General features: G+C 73.8%; 14 protein-coding genes and 1 pseudogene. 6 read left to right on the plus strand and 9 right to left on the minus strand.

Features of this window, described 5'->3' with window-relative positions; all coding sequences use genetic code 11:
- Positions 1 to 39 precede the first annotated feature (39 nt).
- On the plus strand, positions 40 to 468 hold the full coding sequence (locus ACFVNO_RS14670) for an organic hydroperoxide resistance protein (RefSeq protein ID WP_355261494.1): 429 nt from the start codon (positions 40 to 42) through the stop codon (positions 466 to 468).
- A 78-nt stretch (positions 469 to 546) separates the two neighbouring features.
- On the opposite strand, the gene ACFVNO_RS14675 is transcribed toward ACFVNO_RS14670, so the two are convergent.
- Positions 547 to 1137: a TetR/AcrR family transcriptional regulator gene (locus ACFVNO_RS14675; RefSeq protein WP_378892763.1), complete on the minus strand. Its 591-nt coding sequence runs from the start codon at positions 1135 to 1137 to the stop codon at positions 547 to 549.
- A gap of 76 nt (positions 1138 to 1213) precedes the next feature.
- Here ACFVNO_RS14675 and ACFVNO_RS14680 point away from each other — a divergent pair, with 76 nt between their 5' ends.
- The 3 genes and pseudogenes from ACFVNO_RS14680 to ACFVNO_RS14690 all read left to right on the plus strand — a co-directional run bounded on the left by ACFVNO_RS14680 (position 1214) and on the right by ACFVNO_RS14690 (position 2577).
- Positions 1214 to 1996: a class I SAM-dependent methyltransferase gene (locus ACFVNO_RS14680; RefSeq protein WP_378892766.1), complete on the plus strand. Its 783-nt coding sequence runs from the start codon at positions 1214 to 1216 to the stop codon at positions 1994 to 1996.
- Positions 1997 to 2080: 84 nt separating this feature from the next.
- Positions 2081 to 2194, plus strand: a pseudogene (locus tag ACFVNO_RS14685) (ATP-binding cassette domain-containing protein); the annotation flags it as partial.
- Positions 2195 to 2382: 188 nt separating this feature from the next.
- Positions 2383 to 2577, plus strand: coding sequence for a hypothetical protein (locus ACFVNO_RS14690; RefSeq protein ID WP_355261485.1), 195 nt, complete (start codon positions 2383 to 2385; stop codon positions 2575 to 2577).
- Between the two features lie 60 nt (positions 2578 to 2637).
- On the opposite strand, the gene ACFVNO_RS14695 is transcribed toward ACFVNO_RS14690, so the two are convergent.
- The 4 genes from ACFVNO_RS14695 to ACFVNO_RS14710 all read right to left on the minus strand — a co-directional run bounded on the left by ACFVNO_RS14695 (position 2638) and on the right by ACFVNO_RS14710 (position 6801).
- Entirely contained in the window at positions 2638 to 3648 is a 1011-nt protein-coding gene (locus ACFVNO_RS14695) for a hemolysin family protein (protein ID WP_220560930.1), read from the minus strand.
- On the minus strand, positions 3645 to 5027 hold the full coding sequence (locus ACFVNO_RS14700) for a hemolysin family protein (protein WP_355261482.1): 1383 nt from the start codon (positions 5025 to 5027) through the stop codon (positions 3645 to 3647). Before ACFVNO_RS14700 ends, ACFVNO_RS14695 begins: the two co-directional genes overlap by 4 nt.
- Positions 5028 to 5291: 264 nt before the next feature.
- On the minus strand, positions 5292 to 5852 hold the full coding sequence (locus tag ACFVNO_RS14705; protein ID WP_355261479.1) for a TrmH family RNA methyltransferase: 561 nt from the start codon (positions 5850 to 5852) through the stop codon (positions 5292 to 5294).
- 325 nt (positions 5853 to 6177) lie between these two features.
- Positions 6178 to 6801 (minus strand): class I SAM-dependent methyltransferase, encoded by a 624-nt coding sequence (locus tag ACFVNO_RS14710; protein ID WP_378892771.1) that lies wholly within the window; start codon positions 6799 to 6801, stop codon positions 6178 to 6180.
- A gap of 140 nt (positions 6802 to 6941) precedes the next feature.
- Here ACFVNO_RS14710 and ACFVNO_RS14715 point away from each other — a divergent pair, with 140 nt between their 5' ends.
- Both ACFVNO_RS14715 and ACFVNO_RS14720 read left to right on the plus strand, forming a co-directional pair.
- Positions 6942 to 7448, plus strand: coding sequence for a dsRBD fold-containing protein (locus ACFVNO_RS14715; RefSeq protein WP_220560934.1), 507 nt, complete (start codon positions 6942 to 6944; stop codon positions 7446 to 7448).
- A 241-nt stretch (positions 7449 to 7689) separates the two neighbouring features.
- Positions 7690 to 8964: an APC family permease gene (locus ACFVNO_RS14720; protein ID WP_355261839.1), complete on the plus strand. Its 1275-nt coding sequence runs from the start codon at positions 7690 to 7692 to the stop codon at positions 8962 to 8964.
- A 12-nt stretch (positions 8965 to 8976) separates the two neighbouring features.
- Here ACFVNO_RS14720 and ACFVNO_RS14725 read toward each other — a convergent pair whose 3' ends face one another.
- From ACFVNO_RS14725 to ACFVNO_RS14740, 4 genes are all read right to left on the minus strand, one after another.
- Positions 8977 to 9738, minus strand: coding sequence for an NUDIX hydrolase (locus ACFVNO_RS14725; RefSeq protein ID WP_378892774.1), 762 nt, complete (start codon positions 9736 to 9738; stop codon positions 8977 to 8979).
- Positions 9735 to 10463 (minus strand): HAD family hydrolase, encoded by a 729-nt coding sequence (locus tag ACFVNO_RS14730; protein WP_220560935.1) that lies wholly within the window; start codon positions 10461 to 10463, stop codon positions 9735 to 9737. The genes ACFVNO_RS14725 and ACFVNO_RS14730 overlap by 4 nt, the downstream gene beginning before the upstream one ends.
- A 142-nt stretch (positions 10464 to 10605) precedes the next feature.
- A complete protein-coding gene (locus tag ACFVNO_RS14735; protein ID WP_220560936.1) occupies positions 10606 to 11553 on the minus strand; it encodes a VWA domain-containing protein in 948 nt (315 codons plus the stop codon).
- Between the two features lie 34 nt (positions 11554 to 11587).
- A complete protein-coding gene (locus tag ACFVNO_RS14740; RefSeq protein WP_378892967.1) occupies positions 11588 to 12484 on the minus strand; it encodes a DUF58 domain-containing protein in 897 nt (298 codons plus the stop codon).
- Positions 12485 to 12550: the final 66 nt, after the last annotated feature.

A 12550-nucleotide genomic window follows, 5' to 3' on the forward strand; every position in this document is an offset into this window, starting at 1 on the left:
CCACCACAGGCTCCGCGGGGAGCCGAAGGAGAGGAACCCATGGCATACGACGTCATGTACACCGCGCAGGCCACCGTCACCGGCGAGGGCCGCAAGGGCCACGGCCGCACCGACGACGGCCGTCTGGACGTCGACCTGTCCGTGCCCAAGGGCATGGGCGGCGACGACGGCCCGGGCACCAACCCCGAGCAGCTCTTCGCCGTCGGCTACGCCGCGTGCTTCCACGGCGCGCTCAAGGCCGTCGCCCGCAAGGACAAGACGAGCGTCGACGGCTCCACCATCGAGTCGCACGTCAGCCTGGGCAAGTCCGATGAGGGCCTGGACATCGCGGTGGAGCTGGACGTCACCATCCCCGGTGTCGACCAGGCCAAGGCCGAGGAGCTGGTCGAGGCCGCCCACCAGATGTGCCCCTACTCCCGCGCCACGCGCGGCAACATCGAGGTCAAGCTGACCGCCAAGGCCGTCTGAGCCCGTACCGCGCAGTACTCGGGGGGCGTCCCGCACGGGGCGCCCCCTTCGCCGTGCCCGGGGCCGCCGTGCCCGGGGTCAGGGGGCGAGCGCCCCGCCCACGGCCGCGGCGATCGCGCGCCGCACGGCCCCGGGGTCGGGCCGCCGCCCGGTGCGGTCGGCGAACAGCAGGTGGGCGGTGCCGATGAGGGCGGGCGCCAGGGCCTCGACGTCGGTGTCGGGGCGCAGGCGGCCCAGGTCCCGCTCGGCGGCCAGGTAGGCGCCGATCCGGTCCACGGCCTCGGTGAGCACCGGGACCCCGGCCGGGAGGTCGCGGCGCAGCCGGGCGCGCAGGCCGTCCCGGAAGGTGACCAGGGCGACCACCGCGACCGCGATCGAGTCGAACAGGTCGGTGAGGGCGCCGGTGAGGTTGTCGACGACCTCGCCCCGGCCGACCCGGTCGCGCAGCAGCGCGGTGCGGGCGTCCAGGCGCCGGGAGCGGTCGAGCACGAACGCGGCGAGGAAGTCGTCGAAGTCGTCGAAGTGGCGGTGCAGCACTCCCTTGGCGCAGCCGGCGGTGTCGGTGACGGCGCGGCTGGTGAGCGCGCTGGGCCCGGACCCGACCAGGATGCGCTCGGCGGCGTCGAAGAGCAGTTCGCGCACGTCGCGGATGGCCACCCCGGTCGGCATCGGCCCCACCCCTCTCCCCGTTCTTTTCTGGGATACCAGGTTCCCAGAATGGGCATGTGCCCACTAAGGTGGGCGCATGCCCACTTCTGAGTTCCGCCCCGCACCGGGGACCGCCGTCTCCTTCGGTACCGACGCCGCACGCTACGACCGCGCCCGCCCCGGATACCCCGCCGCCCTGGTCGAGAGGGTCCTGCCCGGCCCCGGACCCCGGGACGTCCTCGACGTCGGCTGCGGCACCGGGATCTCCGCCCGCCCCTTCCGCGCCGCCGGCCACCGCGTCCTGGGCATCGACCCCGACCCCCGGATGACCGACCTGGCCCGCGCCGGCGGCCTCGCCGTCCAGAACGCCGCCCTGGAGGACTGGGACCCGGCCGGACGCCTCTTCGACGCCGTCGTGTGCGGCCAGGCCTGGCACTGGGTCGACCCGGTCGCCGGACCGGCGGCCGCCGCCGCGGCGCTGCGCCCGGGCGGGCGCCTGGCCGTGTTCTGGAACGCCCTGGACCCGCCCGCCGACCTGGCCGAGGACTTCGCCCGCGTCCACGAGCGCGTCCTGCCCGACCTGCCCGCGATGCCGCGCCGCACGGGCGCCGAGGGATACACCGACCTGGCCTCCAGGGTCGCCGCGGACCTCACCGCGAGCGGAGCCTTCGCCGCCCCCGAACCGTGGCGGCACACCACCCGGGAGCACTTCACCCGCGAGGCCTGGCTGGAGCTGCTGCCCACCGGCGGCCTGTACACACAGTTGCCCCGCCCGGTCCTGGACGCCCTGCTGGAGGGCGTGGGCGACGCCATCGACGCCGCCGGGGGCGCCTTCCCCGTGCACCGCACCACCGTCGCCGTCATCGCCGAGCGCACCTAGAGTGGACCGGTGAGCGAACCCACCGTCATCGCCCGCGGCGTGGGCGTGGAACCGGGCGGCGTCCCGGTCCTGCGCGGAGCCGACCTCACGGCCGCCCCCGGGGAGGTGGTCGCGGTCCTGGGCGCCAACGGCGCCGGGAAGACCACCCTGCTGCGCTGCCTGGCCGGGCTGCAGCGGTCCGAGGGCACCGTGCGCGTGCTGGGCCGCCCGCCCTGCTCGGCGGCGCCTGGCTGACCCTCGCCCTGGCGGGCCTGGACCTGGCGGGACCGGGCACCGCTGCCACCGGCGCGCCCCTGTGGCCGCTGGGGGCGCTGTGCGCGCCCGCGCTGGCGGCGGGCGCCCTGCGGATGGCGCGGCGCCGCCCCGTCGAGCACACGGCCCCCGTCATGGACACGCCCCTGGGCCCGGTGCCGCTCGGTCCGGTGCAGTGGGCGCTGACCGGCCCCGACCTGGCCGCACTCGGCTGCCTGCCCGCGCTCCTCGCCTTCACCGCCGGGGGGAGCGGCACGCTGTTCGCGGCACAGGCGCTCGCGGGCGCGGCGGCCCTGGCGGCCTACTGCGCCCTCCGGCGGCGCCCCTGAGACGGAACGGAAAAAGGGGGCCCGGGGTCGTACGACCCCGGGCCCCCTTCGGGCTCACCCTCAGGCGGCGGTGTCCAGCAGCAGCAGCCGGTCCAGGATGTCCTGGAGGGTGACCAGACCGATGGTCTCGCCGTCCTCCTCCACCAGGGACAGGTGGCTGCGGCTCTCCCGCATGGTGCTCATCGCCGAGTACATCGGCGTGCCCGCGGGCAGCGTCAGCACCGGGCGCATCAGGTCCGCGGCGGTCGTCCCCGCCGGGCTCGTCAGCGCCTCGCGCACGTGCAGCACGCCCACCGGCACCCCGCCGTCCATGACCACCAGGCGCAGGTGCGAGGACTCGCGGGAGACCCGCTTGATCTCCTCCACACCGTCGTCGGGCCCCACCGAGGCGATCTCCTCCCGGGGGGTGACGATCTCGCTCAGCGGACGGGAGTTGACCTCCAGAGCCGTGGCCAGCTGGTCGCGGCGCTCGGAGTCCAGCGCACCGGCCTTGGCCGAGTGCTCCACCAGCTCGCGGACGTCCTCGGGGTTGTGGCCCGAGTGCATCTCGTCCACGGCCTCGACCCCGAACCGGTGCAGGCACCAGTTGGCCATCCCGTTCAGGGCCAGCAGCAGCGGCCGGGTGAACCACATGAACACCCGCATCGGGATCGCCAGCATGATCGCCGACTTCTCCGGGTGCGAGATCGCCCACGACTTGGGGGCCATCTCGCCCACGACCAGGTGCAGGAACGTCACCACGATCAGCGACAGCACGAACGACACCACGTACCCCACCGCGCTGGGCAGGCCGCCGAACAGCGGCTCCAGCAGGTGGTGCACCGCGGGCTTGGAGATCGCGCCCAGCGCCAGCGCGCACAGCGTGATCCCCAGCTGGGAGCCGGCCAGCAGCAGCGACAGGTCCCGGGCGCTCTTGACGGCCGCCCGCGCCGAGGCGCTGGTCTTGGCCTCCTCCTCGAGCCGGTAGCGGCGGGCCGCCACCAGCGCGAACTCGATCGCGACGAAGAACGCGCTCAACGCGATGATGGCGACGGTCAGCGCCAGCGCCACCCAGATGTTCATGTCGCTCATGCGCGCGCCTCCTCGGCCTGCTCGGAGCCGGCCTCGTGCAGGCGCACCTCCACGGTGTGCGGCACGTGCCGCTGGACGGAGGACACCCGCAGGGTCAGCGCCATGTCGGGGTCATCGTCGTGGGCGCTGACCGGGCGCGGCAGCGGCAGGGCGATGGTGTCGCCCACCTGCGGCAGCCGGTGCAGCTCGTGGATGACCAGGCCGCCCAGCGTCTCGTAGTCGCCCTCGGGCAGGTCGTGCTCGATCAGCCGCTCCACCTCGTCGATGTGCAGCCCGCCCGGGACCAGGTAGGAGCCCTCACCGTCCAGGTGGGCGGGGGCCTCCTCCTCCGGGGCGTGCTCGTCGGCGATCTCGCCGACCAGCTCCTCGGCCAGGTCCTCGGTGGTGATCACGCCCGCCAGGCCGCCGTACTCGTCCACCACGCAGGCGAACTCCTCGTTCGCCTCGCGCAGCTGGTCGAGCACGCCCGGCAGCGGCAGCGACGCCGGCACCATGACGGTGGGCCGGGCCACCTCGCTGACCTTGACGTGCTCCAGGTCGCGGTCGCCCAGCGCCAGCACGTCGCGCAGGCAGATGACGCCCACGATGTCGTCGACGCCGTCGCCCAGGACCGGGAAGCGGGAGTGGTCGGAGGCCATGAGCTCCACGACCCGGCTGACCGGGTCGCCCTCCTCCACCGTGGTCACCTCGGGGCGCGGGATCATCGCGTGCCCCGCCGTGCTCTCGTGGAAGTCCAGGGTGCGGTCCAGCAGGGTGGACAGCTCCGCGGGCAGGTCCCCGCTCTCCTTGGACTCGGCGATGATGCTCTCCAGGTCGCGCGGGGTCGCCGCGTGCTGGACGTCCTCCACCGGCTCGATCCGGACCAGCTTCAGGATCAGGATCGCCGCCTGGTCGAACAGCCAGATGACCGGGCCGAAGACCTTGAGGTAGATCCCCGTGGACAGGGCCAGGGCGCGGGCCACGGGCTCGGGCCGGGCGATGGCCAGGTTCTTGGGGAAGAGCTCGCCGAAGACCATCTGGACGACGGTCGAGAACAGCAGGGCCAGCACGGTGCCGACGGCGACGCCGACGCCGGTGGGCACCCCGACCCCGCCGAGGAGTTCGCCGATGCCCTCGCCGATCAGCGGCTCGGCGACGTAGCCGACGAGCAGCGCGGTGACCGTGATGCCCAGCTGGGCACCGGAGAGCATGAACGAGGTGCGGTTGGTGATGCCCAGCGCCCGCTTGGCGCCGGCGTCACCCGCCGAGGCCCGCGCCCGCAGTCGGGAGCGGTCCACGGCCATGTAGCCGAATTCCTGGGCGACGAAGTATCCCGTCGCCACGGTGATCAGGAAGACCACCAGAATCCCCAGGCCGATACTGAGAACGGTGCTCATCATCGGGCACGCACCGCCTGGGCAGTGTTCCCGGCGCCACCGGGAACGGTTCTACGAGGGCGCGTGCCCCCGGGAGAAGGAGGCTCGTCTGTTTCAGGGCCACAGCATCCCTCAGGGATGCTGCCGGTACTTCGGGACGGGTCCACTTTTCCTCTCTCTGCGCTGATGCGCTCAGGGTGATGCCGTTTGTGGTACGGCTGTGACAGGTGGGAGACCTGCTACGCGATCAAAGACGAAGGGCGGCGGGGGAAAGTTCCCGCCACCTGCTCAGTTCCCGACCGGAGCGTCCGCCTCACCACCGAGGGAGGCCCACTCGCGACGGCGGGCCTCGGCGAGCGCGATCGCGGTGGCCACGGCCACGTTCAGCGATCCCACCCGCCCGATCTGCGGAATGTAGGTGACGGCGTCCGCGCCCGCCAGCAGGGCGGGGGAGCAGCCGTGGTCCTCGGCGCCGACGGCCAGGCACACGTCGCCGTCCAGCGGGGCGGCGTGCAGCGGCACGGCCCCCGAGGCCAGTTCCAGGGCGACCACCTTATAGCCGTCGGCGCGGGCGGCGGCCAGCGCCTCGGCGGTGGAGCCCGCCCGGACGTGGTCCACCTTGGCGGCGGTGCCCAGGGCGGTCTTGCCGACCTTGGGGTCGAGCGGGTCGGCGCTGTTGCCGGCGAGCCAGAGGCGGTCCACGCCCAGGGTCGCGCAGGTGCGCAGGATCGAGCCCAGGTTGTAGGGCTGGGTGACCGACTCGACGATCAGGGCGAGGCGTCCCTCGGTGCTCCTGCGCCACTGGCGGTTCAGGCGTTTGACATCCGTGGGGCGCAACTGCGTGCTCAACTGCGGTGTGTTCCTCGGCGGTGTGTGGACGGCCACCCGGGACCGGGTGTGCGCACCAGGTTACCGGGCGGAACCCGGACACGCACGTGTGACCGGACACAAGAGGACAAGAGCCTCCTCTCGCTCACGGCCTCCCCGCCGCCCGTGGGTGTCCCCACGCCGCCGCACCGCGGCGCTCCCGCCTCCCGCCGCCCTCAACGGACGGCCCGCGATCATGGCCCTTCCGCATACGGGCGGGCTGTGGCCGCGAACCTCCCGTACACGGGCGGGCTGCGGCCGAGGTCTTCACGGATACGGACGGCGCGTGGCCCGCAGGAGCCCGCGTTCAGCCGCGGCGGACGGCGAGGACGCGGAAGCCCGCGCGGGAGGCGGTGCGCTCGGTCGGGAACCCCTGCTCCACCAGCCACTTGTGCAGGGAGTCGGCGCCCAGGTGGCGCTGCACCACCAGGTGGGCGACGCCCTGCTCCGACAGCCGCCCCAGCCACACCCGCAGCAGGGTGTGCAGGACGCCCTTGCCCACCCGGATCGGCGGGTTGGACCAGATCGCGTCGAAGGGGCCGGACAGGTCGGGCGCGTCCTCCTCGGCGGGCTCCCCCTCGGGGGTGACGACCGCGAAGCGGGCGTTGTCCAGGCCGTGCTCGGCGGCGTTGCGGCGGGCCAGGCCCACCGCGCGGGCGTTCACGTCCACTCCCAGCACCTGTGCGGAGGGGGCACGGGAGGCCAGCGTCAGCGCGATCGGCCCGTAGCCGCAGCCCACGTCCAGCAGCCGCCCGCCCTCGGGCGGGGCCGGGACCGACTCCAGCAGCACCCGGGTGCCCAGGTCCACCTTGTCGGGGGAGAACACCCCGCGGTCGGTGTGCAGGCGCAGGTGCAGGTCGGGCAGGACCAGGTCCGCGGTGGAGGGACGGCTCGCGGCGTCCGGGTCGGAGTCGAAGTAGTGCTGGGCCACGCCGTGACGCTACCAGCACCGGTGCGCGTCCCACGCCCGGCAAAAACCTCACATGCTGCGGAAAACGACGTGCCAAGCCCCGACACGACCCGGCAAGGGGTGCGGAAGATGGAGTTATCCGAGGGATGGCGGGGGAACCCATGCGAGCACAGGTAGGAGATCGTCTGGTCATCGAGAGCCAGCGCGCGGACGCACACCGCCGGACCGGCGTCGTCACCGGGATCCGGGGGAGCGGCGGGGAGCCCCCGTACCAGGTGCACTGGCTCGACGCCGGGCAGGGGCACGACGCCCTGGTCTACCCCGGCCCGGACGCGCACATCGAACACCCGCCCGGCGCGGACGCCGGGACGAGCACGGAGGGGGCGCAGATGCACACGACCAAGCGCTGGAACGTCGACGTCTTGATCTCGGAGGAGAACGAGGGTGAGGCCGCCCGCACCTGGGCGGAGGTGGGCATGGTCGCCGACGACGGTACGGCGCTGCGCGGTCACGGGATGGCACGCAAGCACCCGATGGACATGGACGTCCCCGAGATCGGCGAGGAGCTCGCCGTCTCCCGGGCGCTGTCGGACCTCTCGCGCCAGCTCCGGCAGGTCGCCGCCGAGGACATCAACGACAACACCGGCACCCCGTGGCGGCCCACCTGACCGGGCCCGCCCGCCGGGCGGCGATCACGAGGGAACACGGACCCCCGGCCCCGCAGGGCCGGGGGTCCGGCCGTGCCCGCCCCGGCCGGGACCGACACCCCTCGGACCGGAAGTGGCCACCCTCACCACCGGGGGAACGCACCCGGTGGTCACCGGGATCGGGCACACTCGAAACGTCCACCGAAAGGAGGCCCCGGGCCGGGAGGGCCCGCCACCGACGTCCATCAGGCAAGGAGACGCCCTGTTGACCACCTCATCACCGCAGGCCGGACCCGCCCGGGTGCTCGGCACCGTCGACGCGGTCGCCATCGGCGCGGGCGCGATGCTGGGGGCCGGGGTCTTCTCCGTGTTCGCCCCCGCGGCGCAGGGCGCCGGCGCGTGGCTGCCCGTGGCCGTCCTCATCGCCGGACTGGTCGCCTACTGCAACGCGATGTCCTCGGCGCGGCTGGCGGCCCGCCACCCCGAGTCGGGCGGCGCCTACATCTACGGCCGCGAGCGCCTGGGCGACATGTGGGGCTTCCTGGCCGGGTGGTCGTTCGTCGTGGGCAAGCTCGCCTCCTGCGCGGCCATGGCGCTCACCTTCGCCGCCTACGTGCTGCCCGGGTGGGAGAGACCGGTGGCGGCCGCCGCGGTGGTGCTGACGGCCGCCCTGGGCCACCGGGGGGTGCGCCGCTCCACGCTCGTGGTCAAGGTCCTGCTGTCGGTGGTGCTGGCGGTGCTGGCCGGCGTGGTGGTCGCCATGCTGATGAGCGGGCGGCTGGCCGCCGTCGCCGAGGTCGACGGGCTGGGCCCCTGGCCCGGCTCCTTCGGGGTGCTGGGCGCGGCCGGGATGATCTTCTTCGCGTTCGCCGGGTACGCCCGGGTGGCGACCCTGGGCGGGGAGGTCCGCGACCCGGCGACCACCATTCCGCGCGCCGTCACCCTGTCCCTGGGCGGGGTGCTGCTGATCTACCTGGTGGTGGGTACCGGGACGCTGATCGTGCTGGGCCGGGAGCGGCTCATCAACTCCTCGGCGCCGCTGGCGGACGTGGTGCGGGTGGCCGGGCTGGAGTGGGCGGTCCCGGCGGTGGCGGTCGGCGCCGCGGTGGCCTGCCTGAGCGCCCTGATCACCCTGCTGATGGGGGTCACGCGGACCACGGCGGCGATGGCCGCCGACGGCCACCTGCCCCGGGTGCTGGCCACGCGCCGCGGCCGCCACGGGGTGCCGGTGTACGCCGAGGCGCTGATCGCCGCGATCGTGGTGGGCCTGGTGCTGTTCACCGACCTGACGGGGGCGATCTCCTTCTCCGCGTTCGGGGTGCTGGTGTACTACGCCATCACCAACGCCTCGGCGCTGCGGCTGGGCCCCGACGAGCCCCGCCCGCCGCTGCCGGTGCCGCTGGGCGGCCTGGTGGGCTGTGTGGTGCTGGCGTGCAGCCTGCCGCTGAACGCGGTCGCGGCCGGCGCCGCGGTGCTGGCCGCGGGCGCCGCCCTGTGGTGGGTGCGCGACCGGCTGGGCGCCCGCGCCGCGGGCTGACGCCGCCCCGCGTCAGCCGCGGACCAGGAACTCCAGGCCGCGCCGGGTCGTGGTGGACAGGCGCAGGTCCCCGAGCTGGTCGGGGGAGAACCAGGCGCAGTCGGCGGTGGAGCCGCTCTGCTCCAGGACCCGGGGCGGGACCGGGTGCGCCACGTGCACGTGGGAGAACACCCACACCGCGTACACCTCGTGCCCGGTGGGCGGGACGCGGTGGTGGCTGGTGACCGTGATGAGGCGGCCCACCACGCCGTCCTGGCCGGTCTCCTCGTGGACCTCGCGGCGCAGGGCCGAGCGCACGTCCTCCCCCGCGTCGACGCCGCCGCCCGGCAGGTGCCAGGTGCCCGCGCCGGGGAAGCCGTCGGCGATGAGGCTGAGCAGGATGCGCCCGGTGGGGTCGGTGACGATCCCGTAGGAGGCCATGCGGCGCAGCCGCGGACGGTCGCCGGCCGGGTCGGGCTCCTCCGGGAGCAGCTCGGCCAGGCCCGGCTCCAGCCCCTGGGGCGGCAGGACCGCGGGCCATTCGCCGACCGCGTCGGGGGTGGCGAACACGACGCGGTCCACGTGCAGCGGCGAGGGGGACCGGCCCGGGGTGGAGGCGACCTCGGTGATCACGTCCAGGGCGACCAGCGGCGCGTCCTCGGGCAGGCCGCCCAGGGTCCGGGCCAGGGCGGCGGGGTCCTGGCCGAACAGCACCCGGGCGCCCAGCAGCCGGGGCCCGCCCGGTCCGCGGGCGACCAGGTGCGCGGTGACGCGGCGGGGCAGTGCGGGGATCACAGCGTTCCCGCGGTGACCGCGGGCAGGCCGATGAGGCGCAGCAGCTCGTCCATGTTGTGGACGGTGGTGACGCCGTCGAAGCGGCGGCCGTGGTGGCGGTCGATCATGACCGGGTACATGCGCGAGGCGACGGCGCCCACGCCGTCGGACTGGATCTGGTCGCCCACGTGCCAGCAGGCGGCGGGGTCCACGCCCAGGCGCTGGGCGGCGAGGTGGAAGATGCGCGGGTCGGGCTTGCCGGCGCCCGCGCTGTCGGCGCAGACCACGGTGTGGAAGTAGGGGGTCAGCTCCAGGGCCTGCAGCTTGGCGTGCTGCAGGGCCTCGATCCCGTTGGTGAGGACGGCCAGCCGGTACCCGGCCGAGGCCAGGGCGCCCAGGGCGGGGATCGTGTCGGGGAAGACCTGCCAGGCCGAGCGGTGCACGTCGAGGTAGAGCCGGTACAGCTCGTCGCAGTGCTGGTCGGCGATGCCCGAGTGCCCGGCCTGGACCGCCAGGGCGCGCACCCGCTGGCGGCGCTGGTCCTCCAGGGACAGGTCGCCGCGCAGGTAGGCGCCGAAGGAGATCTCGGTCTGCACGTCCCACAGTGTCCGGGCGGCGCCGAAGTCCGGGTGGCCGAGCCGCTCCATGAGTGCGCGCAGTCCGGCCGAGGACGCGGCGACGTCGTCGATCAGGGTGTCGTCCAGATCGAAGCAGATGGCGGTCGGGGCAGCGGGTATGTTCGGCATCGTTCCTCAACTGGGTGAGCATGACAAAACATGCCAACGCTAACCCGTGCAGATGACGGAAAAGGGGTAAACCCCTCCGAAAGGGATGTGACCAGGGTCACATATAATGCCGTCACCGCACGTCACACGCCTGCGGAACCGCCTAGGGCAGGCGTTGGAACCATAGAAGCGACGTGATCGACGTGGCCAGCGCCAACAGGATCGCGACCAGCACGAACCGTGTGACGATCTCCTCATGCACCGTCTCGGTCCCCAGCGACGAGCCGATGTCCTCGTAGACGTCGTCCAGCTCGTGCCCGCTCTCGGCCTCGTAGAAGTGCCCCTCGGTGATCTGCGCCAGCTCCTGCAGCGCCTCCTTGTCGATGTCCGCCGGGACCTGGTAGCCGTCGATGTCGATCATCGCCGCCCCCGTCCCGAACGCGATCGTCGACACCGGCACGCCCTGGTCGCGGGCCACCGCCGACGCCTGGTCGATCTCCCGGCCGCTGGTGTTCTCCCCGTCCGACAGCAGCACGATCGCCGACGGCGGCGGGTCCTCCTGCGACTCCTCGTCGAACCCGCGGATCGCCTCCAGCGACGCGAAGACGCCCTCGCCGATCGCCGTACCCGGCCCCAGCTGCAGGTTCTCGATCGACCCGATCACCGCCTGGTGGTCCTGGGTGGGGGAGGACACCACCGTCGCCTGCGCCGAGAACGCCACCAGCCCCACGTTGAACCGGTCCGGCAGCGTCTCCACGAACCCCTGCGCCGACTCCTTGGCCGCCCGCAGCCGGTCCGGCTCGATGTCGGTGGCCGCCATCGACAGGGACACGTCCACCGCCACGATGATCGTCGCCCGCTCGCGCGGCTGCTCCACCGGCATCGCCGGGAGCGCCATCGACGTGATCAGCACTCCCAGGGTGACCGTGAACAGCGCCGCGGGCACGTGCCTGCGCGCGTCCGGCCGGTGCGGCGCCACCTGGTCCAGCAGGGACAGGTTGGTGAACCGCACCGTGTACTCGCGCCGCTGCATCTGGGCGAACACGTACGCCCCCACCAGCGGAACGAGCAGCAGCAGCCACCACAACCGCTCGGGTTCCAGGAAGGTCATCGCCCACTCCCCCGTCTCCAGGCCCGGCCCGCCCTCATCGCGGCACCCCCGGCGTGTGCCGGGACAACCGGTGCGCGGTCCGCCTCTGGTGGATCACGAACCGTGCAATGTCCAGTACCCAATCACGGTCGGTCCGCAGCACCAGATGGTCCACCCCGCAACGGCGCAGCGCCCGGCGCACCTCCTCGCGCTGGGTCCGCGCCGCTTCACGGTACCGCTCGCGCACCGCGCGGTTGATCCGCACATCGCGCACCCGGCCGGACACCGGGTCGCGCAGCGTCACATCGCCGACCTCGGGCAGGTCCAGCTCCCGGGGGTCGATCACCTCCACCACCAGCACCTGGTGCCGGGAGGACAGCCGCGACATCGGCCGCTCCCAGGGCACCTCGCCGCCGAACGCCGGGGTGTCCAGGAAGTCGGAGATCACCACCCGCAGCCCGCGGCGGCGCCGGGTCCGCGCCAGGTCGTCGACCGCCCCGGCCAGCCCGGGTCCGTGTGCCTCCCGCGCGGTGTCCCCGGTGGGGGCCGCCGCCACCGTCGCCAGCAGCGACAGCAGCGCCTCGTTGCCCGAACGGGCGGGCCAGCGCCGGATCACCCCGCGGTGCAGGAAGTGCGCCCCGAACCGGTCGGCCACCCGCTGGGTCAGCAGGGTGACGGCGACCATCGCGCCCACCGCCACCTCGCGCTTGACGTGCCGGTCGGTGCCGAAGTCCATGCTCGCCGACAGGTCCAGCAGGGTCCAGCTCTCCAGCTCCCGGTCGGCGACCAGGTCCCGCACGTGCGGGGTGTCGGTGCGGGCGGTCACCGCCCAGTCCATGTGCCGCACGTCGTCCTCGCCCGGCTGGTACAGCCGGGCCTCGGCGGCCTCCGACCCCGGCCCCAGGCGCAGGCCCAGGTGCTCACCGTGCAGCAGGCCCTCCAGCCGGTGCATGATGCGCAGGTCCAGCCGGCGCAGCGCCGAGCGCAGCCGGGGGTCGTTCCCCAGGGAGGTCACGGG

Origin of the sequence: Nocardiopsis sp. NPDC057823 (assembly GCF_042797335.1) — a bacterium.
In the GTDB taxonomy this organism is placed as follows: Bacteria; Actinomycetota; Actinomycetes; order Streptosporangiales; family Streptosporangiaceae; genus Nocardiopsis; species Nocardiopsis changdeensis.

What these genes read in the sequence shown, in the direction of transcription:
- ACFVNO_RS14670 (WP_355261494.1), top strand. Translation starts at nt 40, where the DNA reads ATGGCATACGACGTCATGTACACCGCGCAGGCCACCGTCACCGGCGAG.
- ACFVNO_RS14675 (WP_378892763.1), bottom strand. Translation starts at nt 1,137, where the DNA reads ATGCCGACCGGGGTGGCCATCCGCGACGTGCGCGAACTGCTCTTCGAC.
- ACFVNO_RS14680 (WP_378892766.1), top strand. Translation starts at nt 1,214, where the DNA reads ATGCCCACTTCTGAGTTCCGCCCCGCACCGGGGACCGCCGTCTCCTTC.
- ACFVNO_RS14690 (WP_355261485.1), top strand. Translation starts at nt 2,383, where the DNA reads ATGGACACGCCCCTGGGCCCGGTGCCGCTCGGTCCGGTGCAGTGGGCG.
- ACFVNO_RS14695 (WP_220560930.1), bottom strand. Translation starts at nt 3,648, where the DNA reads ATGAGCGACATGAACATCTGGGTGGCGCTGGCGCTGACCGTCGCCATC.
- ACFVNO_RS14700 (WP_355261482.1), bottom strand. Translation starts at nt 5,027, where the DNA reads ATGATGAGCACCGTTCTCAGTATCGGCCTGGGGATTCTGGTGGTCTTC.
- ACFVNO_RS14715 (WP_220560934.1), top strand. Translation starts at nt 6,942, where the DNA reads ATGCGAGCACAGGTAGGAGATCGTCTGGTCATCGAGAGCCAGCGCGCG.
- ACFVNO_RS14730 (WP_220560935.1), bottom strand. Translation starts at nt 10,463, where the DNA reads ATGCCGAACATACCCGCTGCCCCGACCGCCATCTGCTTCGATCTGGAC.
- ACFVNO_RS14735 (WP_220560936.1), bottom strand. Translation starts at nt 11,553, where the DNA reads ATGACCTTCCTGGAACCCGAGCGGTTGTGGTGGCTGCTGCTGCTCGTT.
- ACFVNO_RS14740 (WP_378892967.1), bottom strand. Translation starts at nt 12,484, where the DNA reads ATGCACCGGCTGGAGGGCCTGCTGCACGGTGAGCACCTGGGCCTGCGC.